General features: G+C 37.6%; 19 protein-coding genes. 4 read left to right on the top strand and 15 right to left on the bottom strand.

Annotation, left to right across the window (positions count from 1 at the left end):
• Window positions 1-17 precede the first annotated feature (17 nt).
• The 5 genes from ACFYKX_RS12985 to norA all read right to left on the bottom strand — a co-directional run bounded on the left by ACFYKX_RS12985 (window position 18) and on the right by norA (window position 3143).
• Entirely contained in the window at window positions 18-203 is a 186-nt protein-coding gene (locus tag ACFYKX_RS12985) for a hypothetical protein (protein WP_389361471.1), read from the bottom strand.
• On the bottom strand, window positions 200-460 hold the full coding sequence (locus ACFYKX_RS12980) for a hypothetical protein (RefSeq protein WP_389361470.1): 261 nt from the start codon (window positions 458-460) through the stop codon (window positions 200-202). The genes ACFYKX_RS12985 and ACFYKX_RS12980 overlap by 4 nt, the downstream gene beginning before the upstream one ends.
• Before the next feature lie 82 nt (window positions 461-542).
• On the bottom strand, window positions 543-1175 hold the full coding sequence (locus ACFYKX_RS12975; RefSeq protein ID WP_389361469.1) for a chloramphenicol acetyltransferase: 633 nt from the start codon (window positions 1173-1175) through the stop codon (window positions 543-545).
• Between the two features lie 186 nt (window positions 1176-1361).
• Window positions 1362-1607, bottom strand: a complete 246-nt coding sequence (locus tag ACFYKX_RS12970; RefSeq protein ID WP_389361468.1) for a hypothetical protein — start codon at window positions 1605-1607, stop codon at window positions 1362-1364.
• A gap of 339 nt (window positions 1608-1946) precedes the next feature.
• Entirely contained in the window at window positions 1947-3143 is a 1197-nt protein-coding gene (gene norA / locus ACFYKX_RS12965; RefSeq protein ID WP_389361467.1) for a multidrug efflux MFS transporter NorA, read from the bottom strand.
• A gap of 114 nt (window positions 3144-3257) precedes the next feature.
• On the opposite strand from norA, the gene ACFYKX_RS12960 reads away from it, so the two are divergent.
• Entirely contained in the window at window positions 3258-4085 is an 828-nt protein-coding gene (locus tag ACFYKX_RS12960; RefSeq protein ID WP_389361466.1) for a MerR family transcriptional regulator, read from the top strand.
• 313 nt (window positions 4086-4398) lie between these two features.
• Here ACFYKX_RS12960 and ACFYKX_RS12955 read toward each other — a convergent pair whose 3' ends face one another.
• The gene (locus ACFYKX_RS12955) at window positions 4399-5061 is read right to left on the bottom strand and encodes a zinc dependent phospholipase C family protein (RefSeq protein ID WP_389361465.1); all 663 of its coding nucleotides are present in this window, start codon (window positions 5059-5061) and stop codon (window positions 4399-4401) included.
• A gap of 219 nt (window positions 5062-5280) precedes the next feature.
• On the opposite strand from ACFYKX_RS12955, the gene ACFYKX_RS12950 reads away from it, so the two are divergent.
• Window positions 5281-5376: an Ltp family lipoprotein gene (locus ACFYKX_RS12950; protein WP_389361523.1), complete on the top strand. Its 96-nt coding sequence runs from the start codon at window positions 5281-5283 to the stop codon at window positions 5374-5376.
• Window positions 5377-5548: 172 nt separating this feature from the next.
• Here the strand turns inward: ACFYKX_RS12950 and ACFYKX_RS12945 are convergent, their stop codons facing one another.
• The 6 genes from ACFYKX_RS12945 to ACFYKX_RS12920 form a co-directional block, all read right to left on the bottom strand.
• Window positions 5549-6547, bottom strand: coding sequence for a DUF3231 family protein (locus ACFYKX_RS12945; protein WP_389361464.1), 999 nt, complete (start codon window positions 6545-6547; stop codon window positions 5549-5551).
• Between the two features lie 135 nt (window positions 6548-6682).
• The gene (locus tag ACFYKX_RS12940; protein ID WP_389361463.1) at window positions 6683-7336 is read right to left on the bottom strand and encodes a uridine kinase family protein; all 654 of its coding nucleotides are present in this window, start codon (window positions 7334-7336) and stop codon (window positions 6683-6685) included.
• A 51-nt stretch (window positions 7337-7387) separates the two neighbouring features.
• A complete protein-coding gene (locus tag ACFYKX_RS12935) occupies window positions 7388-7855 on the bottom strand; it encodes a GyrI-like domain-containing protein (RefSeq protein WP_389361462.1) in 468 nt (155 codons plus the stop codon).
• 54 nt (window positions 7856-7909) lie between these two features.
• Window positions 7910-8308 (bottom strand): hypothetical protein, encoded by a 399-nt coding sequence (locus tag ACFYKX_RS12930; RefSeq protein ID WP_389361461.1) that lies wholly within the window; start codon window positions 8306-8308, stop codon window positions 7910-7912.
• Window positions 8309-8407: 99 nt separating this feature from the next.
• Window positions 8408-9184: a phosphotransferase family protein gene (locus ACFYKX_RS12925; RefSeq protein ID WP_389361460.1), complete on the bottom strand. Its 777-nt coding sequence runs from the start codon at window positions 9182-9184 to the stop codon at window positions 8408-8410.
• A 118-nt stretch (window positions 9185-9302) separates the two neighbouring features.
• The gene (locus ACFYKX_RS12920) at window positions 9303-10850 is read right to left on the bottom strand and encodes a fumarate hydratase (RefSeq protein WP_389361459.1); all 1548 of its coding nucleotides are present in this window, start codon (window positions 10848-10850) and stop codon (window positions 9303-9305) included.
• Between the two features lie 234 nt (window positions 10851-11084).
• On the opposite strand from ACFYKX_RS12920, the gene ACFYKX_RS12915 reads away from it, so the two are divergent.
• Window positions 11085-12359, top strand: coding sequence for an MFS transporter (locus ACFYKX_RS12915; RefSeq protein WP_389361458.1), 1275 nt, complete (start codon window positions 11085-11087; stop codon window positions 12357-12359).
• A gap of 54 nt (window positions 12360-12413) precedes the next feature.
• On the opposite strand, the gene ACFYKX_RS12910 is transcribed toward ACFYKX_RS12915, so the two are convergent.
• The 3 genes from ACFYKX_RS12910 to ACFYKX_RS12900 form a co-directional block, all read right to left on the bottom strand.
• Window positions 12414-13064, bottom strand: coding sequence for a YdeI/OmpD-associated family protein (locus ACFYKX_RS12910; RefSeq protein WP_389361457.1), 651 nt, complete (start codon window positions 13062-13064; stop codon window positions 12414-12416).
• Between the two features lie 78 nt (window positions 13065-13142).
• Window positions 13143-13586: an SRPBCC family protein gene (locus tag ACFYKX_RS12905; protein WP_389361456.1), complete on the bottom strand. Its 444-nt coding sequence runs from the start codon at window positions 13584-13586 to the stop codon at window positions 13143-13145.
• Window positions 13587-13704: 118 nt separating this feature from the next.
• On the bottom strand, window positions 13705-14088 hold the full coding sequence (locus tag ACFYKX_RS12900; protein WP_389361455.1) for a nuclear transport factor 2 family protein: 384 nt from the start codon (window positions 14086-14088) through the stop codon (window positions 13705-13707).
• Between the two features lie 210 nt (window positions 14089-14298).
• Between ACFYKX_RS12900 and ACFYKX_RS12895 the strand changes: the two genes are divergently transcribed.
• Complete coding sequence (locus ACFYKX_RS12895) at window positions 14299-15495, top strand: NupC/NupG family nucleoside CNT transporter (protein WP_389361454.1); 1197 nt, start codon at window positions 14299-14301, stop codon at window positions 15493-15495.
• The last annotated feature ends 258 nt before the right edge of the window (window positions 15496-15753 follow it).

Raw genomic sequence — 15753 nt, 5'->3', positions numbered from 1 at the left:
TTTTTTCCCCATATATTCTAAAACTTTCTTTCACCCGTTCTGAATACATCTTCTTCAAGAGATACACAAGCAAAGTTATTCATACTTCCATTCGCATATGCATAGGGAAAAATCACATTAAATTGGTCCATATTTTCAACCTTTACCTTAATGAAAAAGTCATTCTCTCCCCACTTAAACTCCGTATATTCAATGGAATTCAACTTACACTCATCTTCAATTTCTTTTTGATGAAAATCGAAGCATTCAAAAAAGAGAATATGGGAAATTGATCTAGTTCTCTCATCCAAGCTGATACAAACGCTTCTACATCCTTTTCATCTTTTCGTTCTACAAAAGAGACATCATAGAGATAAGATATCTCACCATCAATGGCAAATGGAAAATAACCACCGCTTTCTGGTTCATCAGAAACATAACTTTGAGGGAAAATCCCAATGTCGATTTTAATAGGATACACCTCCAGATTGAGTACAGTTTTAACTATTCTTATTAATATACCTCCGTTTGAAGTAAAGCCCTCGTTTAGCCTACAAAGTATGCTAAGCCTTGTTCTCTCTTAACCAACTTACGATATTATCAAGCAATTTTTCTAAATCCCCACTTAAAGTAGATGAAGGTAAATGACCAATAATTACATTCGCATTTTCGTCTATGCTCTTTGCTTCCATCTCTTTAACATAACCAGGTGAAAATAGATTTAAAGCCATATAATATCGTTGGTGTGGCTCTATAATCTTTAAGTGCTTCTCAAAATTCCCTCTTTTTCTAGTGCGATCGTTTTCCTTGCGATCCCTCAGATTTTCTTGGTTCGTATGTAAATAAAAATACTTATCTGGAAAGCCTATTCTACCTGCTCCTATTTCCCTCAGATAAAACTCATACAAAAAATCTAAACTTTGATTAAACAAGTTAAAATCAAAACACCAGTTGTAACTTAATGGTTGAAACAAATCACCATCAAGAATGACTGTATCGTATTCTTTACTTTTTTCTTGTGCTATTTGCCAACGCTCCACCTGACGTTCTAAATACCACGTTTTTGTTTCTTTTTTAGGTCGCTCGTATAAAAGATTAACCTCTGGAATGATATATGTATTCGTCTTTCTTGCAATTTCAATAGCCGTAGTCGTTTTCCCTACTGCACTTGCTCCTTCCAAACAAATAATGGACATAACATCCCTCCTGTCTTCTTAGGATAGTCGTTTCTATTCTTCTAGTAAACTGCCGATTTCGGTAACAGAAATAAGGATAAATCAATGGGGATTTTCAAAGGTGCCAGGCACTTGTCGACAAATTGGCTATCAAAAGGAGGAAAAGTAGAATCACAAATCTACCTTTCCTTACTAATTACAGATCTTTTATCTTGTTCCTAATCGAACGCCTGTTGTAACACAACCAGATACGAATGGATTATCCGTAAATGTCACTTCACCTTCAACAATTAATGGAACTCTTATCGTTAAATTTCTACTTACAGGATCTAATTCAGTTTCCAGTTTACATGCGCCACAGTCAATGAAAGAATCTACAAGTATGCGACTACTTAAATTGTAGATTAGGGTAAGACAAACTGGTTGAGTTAAGTTTTCTAAAATACAAGGCATTTGATTTGCACCTCCTTCTCTCCTAACTAGTAATAGGAAATGCGAAAAGGACAAGTTTGTGCGAGCCAATATACTAGAACAACTCAAAATATGTGATTGTCTCCTGTGCTAAAACAATTTTCCAACGACTTAGAATAGAATACTTTTCATCGATCTTCTTTAGCCATGGATCCCCTATTTTTTTCTGTTCAGGTGTTCTTACTCTACTTTTCTTATACTGTAGCTTTAATGTCTGCTCCTGTATGGACACAAGAAGCACAAAAGCTTTCTGTAGTAAATTTTGAAGTATTTTATAGTAACAAAAAAAGAAGGTCCTTGATGGCCTTCTTTTTTCAATCATTAAAGTTCTGCAACAGGAACTTTCACTTTATTGGTCGATTTTACTGTTGACCTTTGCCATAACCACGTTAAAGCTACACCTAAAAATACAATGACCGTCGCAAAATAGTAAGGATAGTTAATATCTATATCAAACAATAACCCTCCAATAATCGGTCCACTTATATTAGCTAAACTAGTAAACATCGAGTTCATTCCACCAACGAACCCTTGTTCATTACCAGCAATATTGGAAAGATAGGAAGTAACCGCTGGTCGGAATAAATCAAATCCAACAAACACGATAAAGGTAACTAGTAAAATGGAAAAATAAGAATGAACCACCGTCATTAAGAAAACCAGTACGGCTGATAATAACAAACTGTATCGAATGAGTTTAATTTCACCCCAAATTCGGATTAGCTTATCAAATAAAATAACCTGTGATATTGCTCCAAAAATCGCACCACCTGTGATGACAATGGCTATATCCGAAGGTTTAAATTGAAACTTGTGGTCCACAAACAAACTAAAGAATGACTCAAAAGCCGCTAATCCAAATGAAGCTACAAAAATTAAGATAAACGCAAAGGAATACTTTGGCGCCAACATCCGCTTATAGTTGATCTTGCTTTCTAATCCTTGATCCTGATTTTCTTTTGACCGTTCTGGCTCAGTTAACAGGATAATGGAAAGGATTGCAGCAAATACACCAAGTCCACCTGCAAACAGGAATGGGACTCGTGTTCCGAATTCAGCTAAAAATCCACCGATTCCTGGGCCAATGATAAAACCAGTACTGATGGCCGCTGACATATAACCAAGTGCTTTCGGGCGAGTATCTGAATTGGTGATATCCGCAATAAAAGCCGTAACAGCTGGCATAATGAAGGCAGCACTAATTCCACCTAAAATACGAGAAATAAACAGAACTTCAATTTCCTTTCCGATTCCAAATAAAAATTCTGATAGACCAAAAATAAATAGACCGATTACGATCATAATTTTCCTACCGAATTTATCCGCTGCTTTCCCTGCCATAGGCGAAACAATCAGTTGAGCGAAAGCAAAAGCTGCTGTTAAATAACCAACCGTTGTCCCCGTAATCCCTAATTCATTCATCAGCGTTGGTAAGACAGGAATGACGAGACCAATCCCTAAAAAAGCAATAAACAAATTCAACAGCAATAATCCCAAGGTGACTTTATATGACTTCATTTTCTTTTTCTCCTTAACAAAACTTAACTTTAAAAACGGTGTGATTTCCGTTTCTTTACAATCATATGCTAATGTATATAGTAACTATATAGTCAATGGTGGAGCTGTAAAAAAATGAATAAAAAAGAAAAGAAGTATTTAACAACAGGTGAATTTGCGAAACTTTGTAAGGTAAACAAGCAGACCCTTTTTTATTACGATCAAATCGGTCTATTGTCCCCGGTCATGAAAAACGAAAAAGGGTACCGGTTATATTCCATTCACCAGATTGAACTCTTTTTCGTGATTGATTTGTTAAAGGATATTGGGATGTCCCTGAACGATATCCAACAATATATGCAAAACAAGTCACCCGAAAACTTTTTGACACTTATGTATCAAAAAAGAGAAGAGATTAAGAAAAAGCGTCAGGAGATTGAAGCGAAGGAGAAAATGATTGAGGCTAAAATAGCACTAATGGAAGAAGCGCAACACCTTGATTTTCAAACCGTTACGCTGAAAAATTTGCCTGAAGCTGCCCTTTATTTAAGTAGAAATATTGAAAACGTTAGTAATGAAGAATTTGTAGAGGTCGTTTCAGATTTTATCAATGAGTTGAACGTCCACCATCTAGACACCGGATATCCAATCGGTGTCATCACGAAACGCGAACATGTATTAAAGGGAGAATACTCCAACTATAGTTATTTATATATAGAACAACCAACTCCTAAAGCTGGACATCCCTATTTTACTGCCGTAAAAGGGGTGTTTCTAATTGGCTATCATGTTGGAGATGAGAAAACCATTCATAACACATATAAGCGTCTACTTTCAGAGATGGAACGTCGAAACATGGTCTTAGGGGATTACGTCTACGAAGAGTATATCTATGACACGGTGGTAAAAGACAACAAGGAACACTATGTTACTAAAATTATGCTGCAATGCATTCCAAAGTAGTCAGTGTGGCGGTCAGTCCCCATAACGGTAGTATTAGTACTCCATTTACTCCCTTTAATACCAGAGTGTTAGAAAAAGCCGATGTTCCTAGTTGGAGGTCGGCTTTTTCACTTTTTCACAGCTGCTAATAAATGTCTACTATTGCACCGTCAGTTTATCAAGCAGGCTCTCTCTTATAGCAAAAATTATCGTTGTACTGTGCAGCAACTAGATTTGTTGTTTTCATTTTTCATGTTCACCATATACCCCCGTTAAGAGCAATTTTCACAATCTTGAACTGAATGTGCTACGCTTACATATCGAAGTAGTTTTCCTACTTGTATAAAGCTAGCTCATCTATTATTCTGATGACGTAAGTTGCTGCAGTTCCGATGAAATGATGGACACGTTCAGAAGTTATATAGGTTGGAATAATTTTGGGCTCTGCGTCGGACTCAAAGTATTCTAATAAAAAATTCCTCCACCCCTGTACATCTTCGCTTTTAATAAGATTCCCTAGTTCAAATGGGGTGGACTCAGTTAACAGCTCCCAAACAGTATTCTTCCATGGAACCGTTCTATAAAGTTCGAAATCTATTTGATTTTGTTCATTTTGATAGAAATCCCACTGTTCTCTTCTCGATAAATTTGTAGGAATTTGTTTCCGAAATTCCCTGCTCACTGTTGCTGTCCAGTGGATATCCGCCAAAATATGAGAGATATAGCCTGCCAGAAACTCCGTTCTTTTTTGATCATTTGGGATCACGTAGGTTTGTAGGAATCTTCCCATACGTTCAAACACGATTTCATCCGTTATTTCACCTTTCAAAGAAAGAAAATTCAGATGCGTTACGTCCTTAATTTCGTTCCCCATGTCTTTCCTGATATATATACAATCTGGAGAAATACTACCGAGCAAGAATTCCGGTGATAAAGGCTTTTGTGTTAATTCACTTATTTCTACCGATATTGCAAAATGAACCATTGAATATGGCATTAAATAACCCTCTTTTAAATTTATTTTTAATGGTACGTATTTTCCTTATTTTCGAAAATGTCAATGATGACCGATTATCATATTTCATCGGTACAAACTTATTCGATAATTTCCATTCTTAATCCTTCTTAAGCTATAAGACCATAATTTAAGCAAGATTCTTCACAAAGTCTTCGAAATAAGAATTTTTGTTCTAATGAGCAGTATAAAGTCTACTACATTAAGAATGGGAATCCCTGTCCACCATCATTTTCGGAATATGGTGAAAAGTGTACTCCGGAAGAGGCGCAATACGCTATTGATAATTTAGAATAAGATAAAATAGCCCCTACTCCAAGAAGAGTATGGGGCTATCTTATTTATTCCCATTCAGGATGGGTAAACACTTAATTTGACTTATGAAATAATTCATTAACTTCTCTTCTAACAGCACTATTAAATACTACCTCAATAACTTTAAGTAAAAGAGTCTGACCCTAGATCCCCACTAGTAAAGGATCTTGTCTTGTTGCGGTGGCTGTTCTAACCAGTGATTTTCAATCATTAGTTTTTCCGCTTTGCCACCTAACTTTGTAGTATCTGTAAATAAATCCATATACAAGGTCTTTAAGTCATTCCTCATGCTTGTCGCCAATGAACTAGCATAATCAGAAATGCCAGCAGCTGTTAATACGCTTAGTTCATACATCATTAACCTGTCCGAAAACGGTGGATGGGATGAACTATACACTTGTGTTTCAGACGGCATAGGTGCTGGCAAATGACTCCCTGTTAAATACTCTGTTAGTTTATTAATTATTTTCTCTGATAATTGTCCGGCATTCATCATGAATTCTCTTACTTCTTGCATGTCCGCAGTTTGTCCATAAGCCTTAGAAATGGAATTTCCAATCACATTCGCCTCGATATTCGCAAACAAGTGTGAGATCTCAATTGAATTTAAGTACCTCTGGTCTCCGAAAAGATTTTTACCATTTAGGTAATCTTTATCTTCAATAAAATCTGCTCTTTTAGGTGGTTCAATAAAAGGCGGTCTCGTATACACGCCTTTCTCTAAAAGAACATCACTCACTTCATCAAAAACATTCGTTGCTTGTAATAAACAATGATGATAAAGCTCTCTTATGTCTTTTCTTGTGGACATTGTATACATTAACCCACAGGCTGCAACCATAACTCTAGACATATTCTTTATGTACATTAAAGCAAAAGAATCTGGGAACAGTCTAGGGGCACTAACATCTACGTCCTGCTGACTAAAGCCGGTTGGTACTGGTATATTTTCAGATTGTAGCTTTTGTTTACACTTTTCTTTTAATTCTATCGCTATTTTGTATGTATGATCTAAAACCTTTGAAACCTCATCATCTTCTGCCTTCGCTTTAAAAAATTCTAGTACACAAATATTATGTGTGTGATTAATATAGGCATCCCATAATGAACCCATTTCTGATGAGGTTAGTTTTACATTTTCCGGGGAACTCATCTTGAACAATCCCTCCACTGTTCGGATTTGCTCTTAAATTCCCCTTTTTATTAGAAAAAAATTCATTTTGCTTGTTTAAGAAGCAAGTTTTAAAGCTCACAGGCTATATAAAGGCAGATTGTATCTTGATAAGATTTATAAACCCAATTTTAAATCCCTTTTTTCAAGAACGTACTCTTCATTAGAATTTTTGATCACGATATCAAAATTACGGGTGTAAGGATGCATAAACAGTTCATATTGAATTCTTCGTTCCTCATGAGATTTTCTTAAATAATTGATATCGGTCCCTCTTTCCGAGACATCACGGACACTTCTTCTCCGTAACTCTGTGTCCCCATCTGTATAGAAGTAGATTTTCAAATCATATAAGTCCGGGTTCGTAAAAGCAACGGTCATGCCTTCTACAATAGTAATGCTACTTTGAGATGAAAATAACTCACTCTTTGAGTAATGCGTGCCCATCGTATAAAAGTCCAATCCTTCTCTTATCATCTGAACGTCTCTTTCTAAGGCGAAAACATTGTGCGCGGCAGGATGACAAGCAGTCATTTTATCGCGGTGTTGCTCATGTTGATATTCATAATCAATAACTGCGTACTTTCTAAGATGAGAGCCTATAATATAAGGGTCCGTATTCAAATAGCTCACACCATCATGTCCAAGATAGGTTAAAAGATTCTGGGTAAACGTTGTCTTCCCCGCTGCACCGTGCCCTGAAATCCCGATGATGATTTTTTCATTTTTATTTTTTATCCAATTTGCTACTTCATGTAAAACTCTTTCCATACTTTTCCTCCACTGCGATTTTTCCTTTGGAACTCTTTTAACTTATCTGTCCTATTCAATCGGATCACAAAGATCCACCTTATTTTCACTTTCAGACCACTCAGAGTAGATCTCTAATGTCCACTTTTCCGGTAATCTCTTATAGCCATTCTCGTTGATCCACTCGTGTAAATGAGTGTATACGTTAAAGATTTTAGAACGATGGCCATTAAAATCAAGAACTGCAACCTTTTGTGAAGGAATTTGTAGACCTACCATCTCTTCAGGGATATCTTCAAACTTATGAACTTCAAAACAAACCCAGTAACCATCGTATTCTTCACTTGTCTCTTTCGCTTTAAATGCACCAATTAGCTTAACTGGTTCAACCAATTGCTTGATTTCACTTTTGCGTTGTTCGAGTACTATGGCAGCTTTCGGAATCTCTTTCGCATATTCCGTTCCATCTTTACAAACAACACGATATCCCACCAGTTTCTTTTCCTTTAACTCTCTTACACCATTGATTTCTTTTTCCAACGGTCACCTCTCCTTTTATGTAAAACTGCCTTATATAACTTTTATAGAAAATGATTAAGGGGATATTTCAAGAAAGTAGTCCCTGATCTCTGTGGGTAACTCCTCCACTGCAAGAATCTTTAGCTTTTTGATTCCTTGTGTACCTGGTGAAGTCATAACAAGGTAGGATTTTTCATCATATTCAAAAAGAGCAAATTGACGAACACTGTTCGCTGATGTGTCCAAACTCTTCATATATTCATAATCTTCTTCCTTAAAATTTGCCTCGTATCCCTCTAACATTAAACCTTGAGCATCTTCAAAATTGTCCGCAAAGGAAATGGATTGATACAAGTCTATTGAATTCTTAGGTTTAAAGAGATAAAGATAATAATTCACAGATATAAAAATCACGAAAACGATGAATCCCAACAGCAATCTTTTTCCGATGGATATGTTTTTGAAACTCCCCATTGTTCCACCTCACTTTTTCCCTTATTCTACCACACGATCCCTATCCAGAAATTAAAAAAGAGCGCTAAAACTGCGCCCCTACATCGACTGATTCTACCTTTAAAAAAAGCTATACAACCCTTCCTCAAAGTACAAAAATTCATCTTCTGTGATCGGATCTGCTCCATAAGCTTTAAAAAATATCTGCTTATCAGTCTCATTTTCAAAGATAACTTCTTTCGGCCGAATCGCTAGAGCAAGATCATATCTCGGGTCACCAAAGGCTCCGCCGCTCCAGTCAATGATACCGACAATCTTATCTCCATTGACCAGGACGTTGTCTACGGTAAAATCACCATGAATAAGTGTTTGTGCAACTGGGTTTGGTCTATTATTCTTCAGGGTTTCTAACAATTCAGGAGAACCGTCGTCGCTCCCATATTTCAAATGATCCACTTCTGCTTTATGTAACTGGACACTTAACCAATTTACGTTTTGATCAAAGATTTTAGGAACTGGACTCCTGTGTAGTGCTCTTGCTATTTTCCCAAACTCGACTATAAGTTTCTCCCTATGTTCCGTTTCTGCTATCGCCTGCCTTAACGGGATTCCCTCGATATAACTCATTAACACCCAGGTCTCATTCTCTGTTATGTAGGAATCATAGAACTTTGGAGTAGGCAAAGCGGTTTCCTCCAAGGCCTGTAAAATTTCAGCCTCATTTTTTAACCAGTGCTTATATCTAGGATGGTTCGCTCGTTTGATTACGTATCGGCCATTATTGCTTTCTAGTACCACAACATTAGAGGTCCAGCCTTGCTTAGGAGACCAAGCATGATGGATTTTACCTATGCGCTCTTGAAACAGCTGAGGAATCTCGTTAAGCTGAATTGTCATCTCTTTCCCCTCCTATGAAAAAGGATAGACCACATATGCAGTCTATCCTTTAAGGGACAGTGGGACAGGTTCGCTGTCCCACTACATGCTGGGACGCGGAACCTGTCCCCTTGTCCCTTTAATTAAACACTTTCTCTTTAAACTGAGCTAATTTTTCTAATGAAGATTTATCCACATCACGGTGTAAGCTATTTCCGTGTGAATCCATCGTTACAACCGCTGTAAAACCTTCTACTTTTAAGTGCCACATTGCTTCTGGAATACCGAATTGCATTAAGTCTACGCCTTCCACTGATTTGATACAGTCTGCGTAGTATTGTGCTGCTCCACCGATTGCGTTCAAGTACACGCCACCAAACTCTTCTAGAGCTGCAAGGGTTTTAGGACCCATTCCACCTTTACCAATTACCGCGCGAATTCCAAACTTCTTCATGATATCGCCTTGGTAAGGCTCCTCACGAATACTTGTTGTTGGACCTGCTGCTTTCACATGCCATTTACCGTCTTCGTCCTTCAGCATAACTGGACCACAGTGGTAAATGATTTGACCATTTAGATCAATTGGAGCATCGTTATCAGATAAATATTTATGAATTGCGTCACGGCCAGTGTACATCATTCCGTTAATACGAACAACGTCACCAACTTTTAACGCACGGATTTGCTCTTCTGTAATTGGAGCTTGAAGCTCAACTACATTTGTTTCTTCAACAGAAGCAGCTGTTTCTTTTTCCGCTTCAGTCGCACCGAAATCAACTTCTTCACCTTCTTGGTACATCCACTCGTTGATATCACCTGTTTCAGGGTTCACTGCCACACCTAGGCGACGGAATGCCCAACAGTTGTAAGCAACAGATACGAAGAAGCTTGCTGGAATACGGTTCATTACGCCAACTTTACAACCTAGTAGAGTCGTTTCTCCACCGAATCCCATTGTTCCAATTCCAAGCTCGTTCGCATTTGCCATTACATACTCTTCAAGCTTACGAAGATCCTCATGTGGATTTACATCGTCATTTGAACGGAAAAGCTGTTCTTTTGCTAAGTCATAACCAGAAGAACGGTCTCCCCCGATCCCTACCCCGATAAATCCAGCACTACAGCCTTGTCCTTGCGCTTGGTATACAGAGTGCATAATACACTTACGGATCCCATCTAAGTCACGGCCAGCACGACCTAATCCATCAAGCTCACAAGGTAAGCTATATTGGATGTTTTTATTTTCACAACCGCCACCTTTTAAAATCAGGCGCGCATCGATATAATCTTTTTCCCATTGCTCAAATTTGATGACTGGTAGACCAAGTCCAAGGTTGTCACCGCTATTATCCCCCGTTAGCGAGTCAACTGAGTTTGGACGAAGCTTTCCGTCTTTTGTTGCTTGAGCAATTGCATTATAAATCGCTTGCTTCATTTCAATTTGGTTTGCCCCAACAGGCGTTTTAATCTTGAACGTCGGTAAACCCGTATCCTGACAGATTGGTGATACATTGTCATCTGCCATTTTAATGTTGTTTGTAATCGTTGCTAAACTCATCGCAGAACGAGTTCCAGCGTTTTCACGCTCTTTAGCCGCTTTAATCGCGCGACGAACGTCTTTAGGAAGTTTCGTAGATGTTTCAACAATCAGCTTGTACATGCTTTCTTGAAATTTTTCAATATTCATGTTCATTCCCCTTTCCCCTTGCTCCCCTAAATTACATATGCTTGTTTTTCTAAATTAAATACAATTTCCACTAAACATTATACTCCTAACGCGATTTTATTTAAAGATAAAGGTGTTACCGGTTTCATTAACAAATAATAACTTTTTTATTGGATGTCGAGATTTTTGTGAAGTTTTTCGAATTTTTTTACTATATAATAATGCTACGTGACTTTACATGAATTGAGTGATCATATGAAAAAGATACATTATAGCTGGATTATATTAATCATTGCGTTTTTTTCGATTATAGTTGCGGGAATCATTCGTTCTTCTTCAGGGGTTTTCCTAATCCCGTTTGAAGAGGAGTTCGGCTGGGATCGCTCGATGATTTCGTTAGCCTTTGCCATCAGTCTTTTCTTGTATGGATTCTCAGGGCCTTTTATGGCCGCACTCATTGAATCCTACGGGTTAAAGAAAATGATGATTGGTGCGATGTCCACCTTGCTTCTAGGGATTTCCCTTACATACGTGATGCAAGATACTTGGCAGCTCATCTTGATTTGGGGAATTATCATTGGACTCGGCTCAGGGTTATTTTTAACCGTCTTAAGCCCTTATGTTGCCAATCGATGGTTTGAAAAAAGAAGAGGACTTGCGATTGGAATATTGACAGCAAGTACCGCGACAGGACAGTTGATTCTCCTCCCTGTTCTAGCGTACATCATTGAAAACTATTCATGGCGTTTGGCAATTAGTTTAATATTAGTTCTTGCGGTTATGATGTTTGTGATAATCGTGCTGTTCATGAGGAATACGCCGAAAGAGGCTGGAGTTCTTCCATACGGACTTGAAAAAGAAGAGGAAGTTCCCAGTGAACCTGCGAAAAGGAACCCCGTAGTCGTTGCTTTCAGCGTCTTAATGGAAGCTGTTAAGGTAAAAGGATTCTGGCTGTTAGCAGGAAGCTTCTTTATATGTGGACTCTCGACAAGTGGTTTAATCGGCACTCATTTTGTTTCCTATTGTCTAAGCTTCGGAATCCCGATGGTAACCGCTGCTGCTCTTCTCTCGCTTATGGGGGTTTTTGATCTTATCGGGACGACTCTATCGGGATGGCTATCCGACCGCTTTGATAACAGATGGTTGCTCTTTTGGTACTACAGCCTAAGAGGAGCTTCCTTAATGTTACTTCCTTTCGCCTTAAATGAGGGATCGATGGTCCTTTTAGTCATCTTCTCTCTGTTTTACGGACTTGATTGGATTGCGACCGTTCCCCCAACCGTTAATATCTCACGGCAAATCTTCGGGGTTGCGAAAAGTGGGATTGTATATGGATGGATTTTTGCTTCCCATCAGGTCGGCTCTGCCGTTGCCGCATTCGGTGGAGGAGTCATTTTTAAATTCTTCAACTCGTACACCTGGGCGTTCTTTATGGCAGGAGTTTTCTGTGTACTAGCTAGCTTAATAGTAATGGTGATTAAGAAACCACAAGCTGAAGTGTCTGTTCAGAAAGAAGCATTAGAAGCATAATTAAAAAAAGCCATCGATTTCTTCGATGGCTTTGAAATACGCGAATCTTTAATCCTATCTCTTTTTTTGACGAAAAAGGTCAACGGATTTATATCCTTGTGACAATATATCGACCATTTGATTTTGGCGTTTTTCCCGTGTTGACTGTTGCTTAGCAGAAAATATATAACGAGCCCAATCTTTTTGATAGCCTGGTGTTAGTTCTCTATAAAATTCGAGTTCATTTGGGTGATCCGCTAAAAGTATTTCAACATCTTTTACATTATCCTCGTAATCAGCAACACACTGGCTTGCAGCTGATGACTTCTGGGCTTTCTTTTTCTCTCGCTTTAATCCCACGACTGTAAATACATCGTCCATGCTTACCATACGAGAAAACTTGATATCGCTATTCTCTACATATCCATCCTCTCCAAGTTTCATCGCAGGAAAGATATCATCTCTGTGAACAAACGTGTCATATTTTTTGTTCCCTTTTTTCGGATAGGCAAAAAATAAGTATCCTTTTTCAAGTAATTGTTGCTCACTAACAATCCTCTGTGTGAAGGTCGCCATCTCTTCCACTGTTTTTATAAAGATGAAAATAGCATCATGCTCACCAGATAATTTCATACTATAACCATCGAATACATGATAGTCACTTGGCTGGTTAAGTACCGCCAAATTTTTATATTTATTCAAATTTAGTTTATTTATAATCGTCATAACCTTCTCCTTTGTTCCTTTAGGTCCATCCCATTATTCATTATAGCCCCTTTTTGAAAAAGAAGACCTTAACATATCCTAATGCATTAACGATGCTCTTAAATTACTAATACCGTTTTCCAAATACCCCTTTAAACATGTTAACATATATACCCAGCCTTCTTTTTGTCCTAGCATTTTCTTTACTAGATCAGGGTCACCTTCATTAAAGCCAGATTCGTTCACTTCAATCCTAGTACTTCCATTTTCCAATTCTGTAAGTGAAATTGTAACAACGGTTTCCTGGTCAGCTTCTGCCCCCCAAGAAAACACGATTTTTTTATTTTCATCGACTTCTATTACATGTATAATCCCTTCTGCACCGTACTCATCATATCTTAATGTAATTGACTTTCCTTGTTCCCATCTTTCGGAACTTGATGAAAACCAAAAGTTGCAGATTTTAATAGGGTCTACGATCGCTTCAAAAACTTCATTTACTGGCTTATGTATGTTAAGCTTTGTCGTTACTTGAGTTTCCAAATGTATTCAACTCTCTTTCTTATCATCTATACACTCTATATAATCCTCTAATTTCTTCAAAAAGAAAATGCCATCCTTCTTGGAAGAATAGCCACATTTACTTTTATCAGAATTCTTGTTAGAAAACCCCATTTTCATTAGGAGAATTTTCAGGTATTGGTTGACCTATATCCCATGCTTCTACAATTTGATTATCTTGAAAACGGAAAATATGGACAACCGCTGCTCCTAGGTCCTCTGAATGTTGTTTAATATGTGAGTGAACTACAACAAGATCTCTCTCTTCAATAGTACGCTTAACTTCCAATGTTTTTTCAGGATTATTGCGTTCACTCTCTTCCATTGCTAACATCAGAGATTCTGCATCTCCACGAAAGAAAGGATTATGGTGTAAAAAACTAGGGCCTACATAAAGGTGGTAAGCTTCCCTGACCTCACCTGATGCAACCAGTTGTAGGAAAGACACTGCTTTTTCTTTGTTAGAATGCTGGTTTGAATTCATTAAGTAACTCCTTTTGGATCTTATTTATACATCCTTGCTAAATTTTCTTTTCTATTATTTCTCCATTTGTCTTAGAACACCTTTTATTAATCTTGCACACTTGGGTAAATATCTGAATTTCGTGTGTAATGTTCTATTTATAAAATATTTTCCTAATGAAATAAAAAACAAATGGAGATAGTATAAGCGACACAACTAAGGGGGGAGCTTATGCTTATCTTATTGAATTTACTTGCTATCGTCATAATTTTATTAATCCCTTATCTATTATCTGCTGATCGTAAAAAGATAAAATATCAATCCATTGCTTATATGTTAATTTCACAGGTATTAATTACATTGTTTATGTTTAAAACGACAATTGGAAAAACCATCATTAATTTTATTTCTTCGATATTCACGGCGTTAATTAACTTTGGATTAGAAGGTGTAAGCTTTGTTTTCGGCGGGATTACAGAATCACCTTTTGTCTTTTTTTTCAATGTCCTACTGATTATTATCTTTTTCTCTGCGATTCTTGGTATTTTAAACTTTTTCGGAATATTACCTTGGATTATTCGAATTATTGGAGCAGGAGTATCAGCAATAACTCGCCTTCCTAGACTAGAGAGTTTTAACGCTTCCGCTTCCATGGTATTTGGACAGAGTGAAGTATTCCTAGCGATAAAAGATCATTTGAATGACTTGGAAAAATCAAGGCTATATACGATTTCTGCCAGTGCAATGAGTAGTGTTTCCGCTTCTATTATGGGGTCGTATATGACCATGGTTCCACCACAGTATGTACTAGCAGCTGTTCCCCTTAATATGTTCAGTGGACTGATTATTGCTACCATTCTTATGCCATCTGATGTAAAAAAAGAGGATGATACGATCCAACTAAAAAATGTTCAGCAGCGTGGAAACTTTTTTGAGGTTCTGTCTGACTCTATACTTGACGGGGCTAAAATAGCCGTCATCGTTGCCGCCATGTTGATTGGATATATCGCCTTAATGGCTGCAGTGAATGGGATTATCTCTAATGTTGGGAATGCCGTGGGCTTTAATACTTCCCTACAAGAATTACTAGGATTCCTCTTTGCACCGTTTGCGATCTTGTTAGGTATACCGATTGGCGAATCCGTTCAAGCTGGTGCAATAATGGGTACTAAGCTTGTCTTAAATGAATTTGTTGCAATGACCCAATTACAGGGAGTGTTGCCGAATTTATCTGAGAGGACGATCGGAATTGTATCCACCTTTTTAATTTCCTTTGCTAACTTCAGCAGTATCGGTATTATTGCTGGGTCGGTAAAGGCACTTAATGACAGGCAGGCCAAAGTGATTTCAGAGTTTGGATTTAAATTGTTATTAGGCGCAACGTTAGCCTCTCTTCTTTCCGCTGCTATGGTTGGTCTATTTTTATAAAAATGGTATTTAGGAGGCTACCACCAAGCCTCTTTTTTGATTTTAGGTAACCATTGAATATGCGCCATTTATAACAGATGTATTAGGGAACAAGGATAAAGGTTCCTACAAGTGTATTCAATTTCTCCCCTTCCAAGTTTACCTTACCTCCATAAAGGACTACTCTCTTGTGTAAATTTCACATTTTTTCCATTTGTTCATATTCCATTCATATTCGTGATTTATTTTAGTTACAGAAAGGTTGATAAAATAAATTAC

Origin of the sequence: Cytobacillus spartinae (genome assembly GCF_042865285.1) — a bacterium.
Taxonomy (GTDB): domain Bacteria; phylum Bacillota; class Bacilli; order Bacillales; family Cytobacillaceae; genus Robertmurraya_A; species Robertmurraya_A spartinae.
Note: the sequence above shows the minus strand (reverse complement) of the source record. Positions and strands in the feature narration are given on the sequence as shown.

Bases quoted from the DNA above. Each gene is read 5' to 3' on its own strand.
- ACFYKX_RS12975 (WP_389361469.1), bottom strand. From the start codon at position 1,175: ATGTCCATTATTTGTTTGGAAGGAGCAAGTGCAGTAGGGAAAACGACT.
- ACFYKX_RS12970 (WP_389361468.1), bottom strand. From the start codon at position 1,607: ATGCCTTGTATTTTAGAAAACTTAACTCAACCAGTTTGTCTTACCCTA.
- norA (WP_389361467.1), bottom strand. From the start codon at position 3,143: ATGAAGTCATATAAAGTCACCTTGGGATTATTGCTGTTGAATTTGTTT.
- ACFYKX_RS12960 (WP_389361466.1), top strand. From the start codon at position 3,258: ATGAATAAAAAAGAAAAGAAGTATTTAACAACAGGTGAATTTGCGAAA.
- ACFYKX_RS12955 (WP_389361465.1), bottom strand. From the start codon at position 5,061: ATGCCATATTCAATGGTTCATTTTGCAATATCGGTAGAAATAAGTGAA.
- ACFYKX_RS12945 (WP_389361464.1), bottom strand. From the start codon at position 6,547: ATGAGTTCCCCGGAAAATGTAAAACTAACCTCATCAGAAATGGGTTCA.
- ACFYKX_RS12940 (WP_389361463.1), bottom strand. From the start codon at position 7,336: ATGGAAAGAGTTTTACATGAAGTAGCAAATTGGATAAAAAATAAAAAT.
- ACFYKX_RS12930 (WP_389361461.1), bottom strand. From the start codon at position 8,308: ATGGGGAGTTTCAAAAACATATCCATCGGAAAAAGATTGCTGTTGGGA.
- ACFYKX_RS12925 (WP_389361460.1), bottom strand. From the start codon at position 9,184: ATGACAATTCAGCTTAACGAGATTCCTCAGCTGTTTCAAGAGCGCATA.
- ACFYKX_RS12920 (WP_389361459.1), bottom strand. From the start codon at position 10,850: ATGAATATTGAAAAATTTCAAGAAAGCATGTACAAGCTGATTGTTGAA.
- ACFYKX_RS12915 (WP_389361458.1), top strand. From the start codon at position 11,085: ATGAAAAAGATACATTATAGCTGGATTATATTAATCATTGCGTTTTTT.
- ACFYKX_RS12910 (WP_389361457.1), bottom strand. From the start codon at position 13,064: ATGACGATTATAAATAAACTAAATTTGAATAAATATAAAAATTTGGCG.
- ACFYKX_RS12900 (WP_389361455.1), bottom strand. From the start codon at position 14,088: ATGAATTCAAACCAGCATTCTAACAAAGAAAAAGCAGTGTCTTTCCTA.
- ACFYKX_RS12895 (WP_389361454.1), top strand. From the start codon at position 14,299: ATGCTTATCTTATTGAATTTACTTGCTATCGTCATAATTTTATTAATC.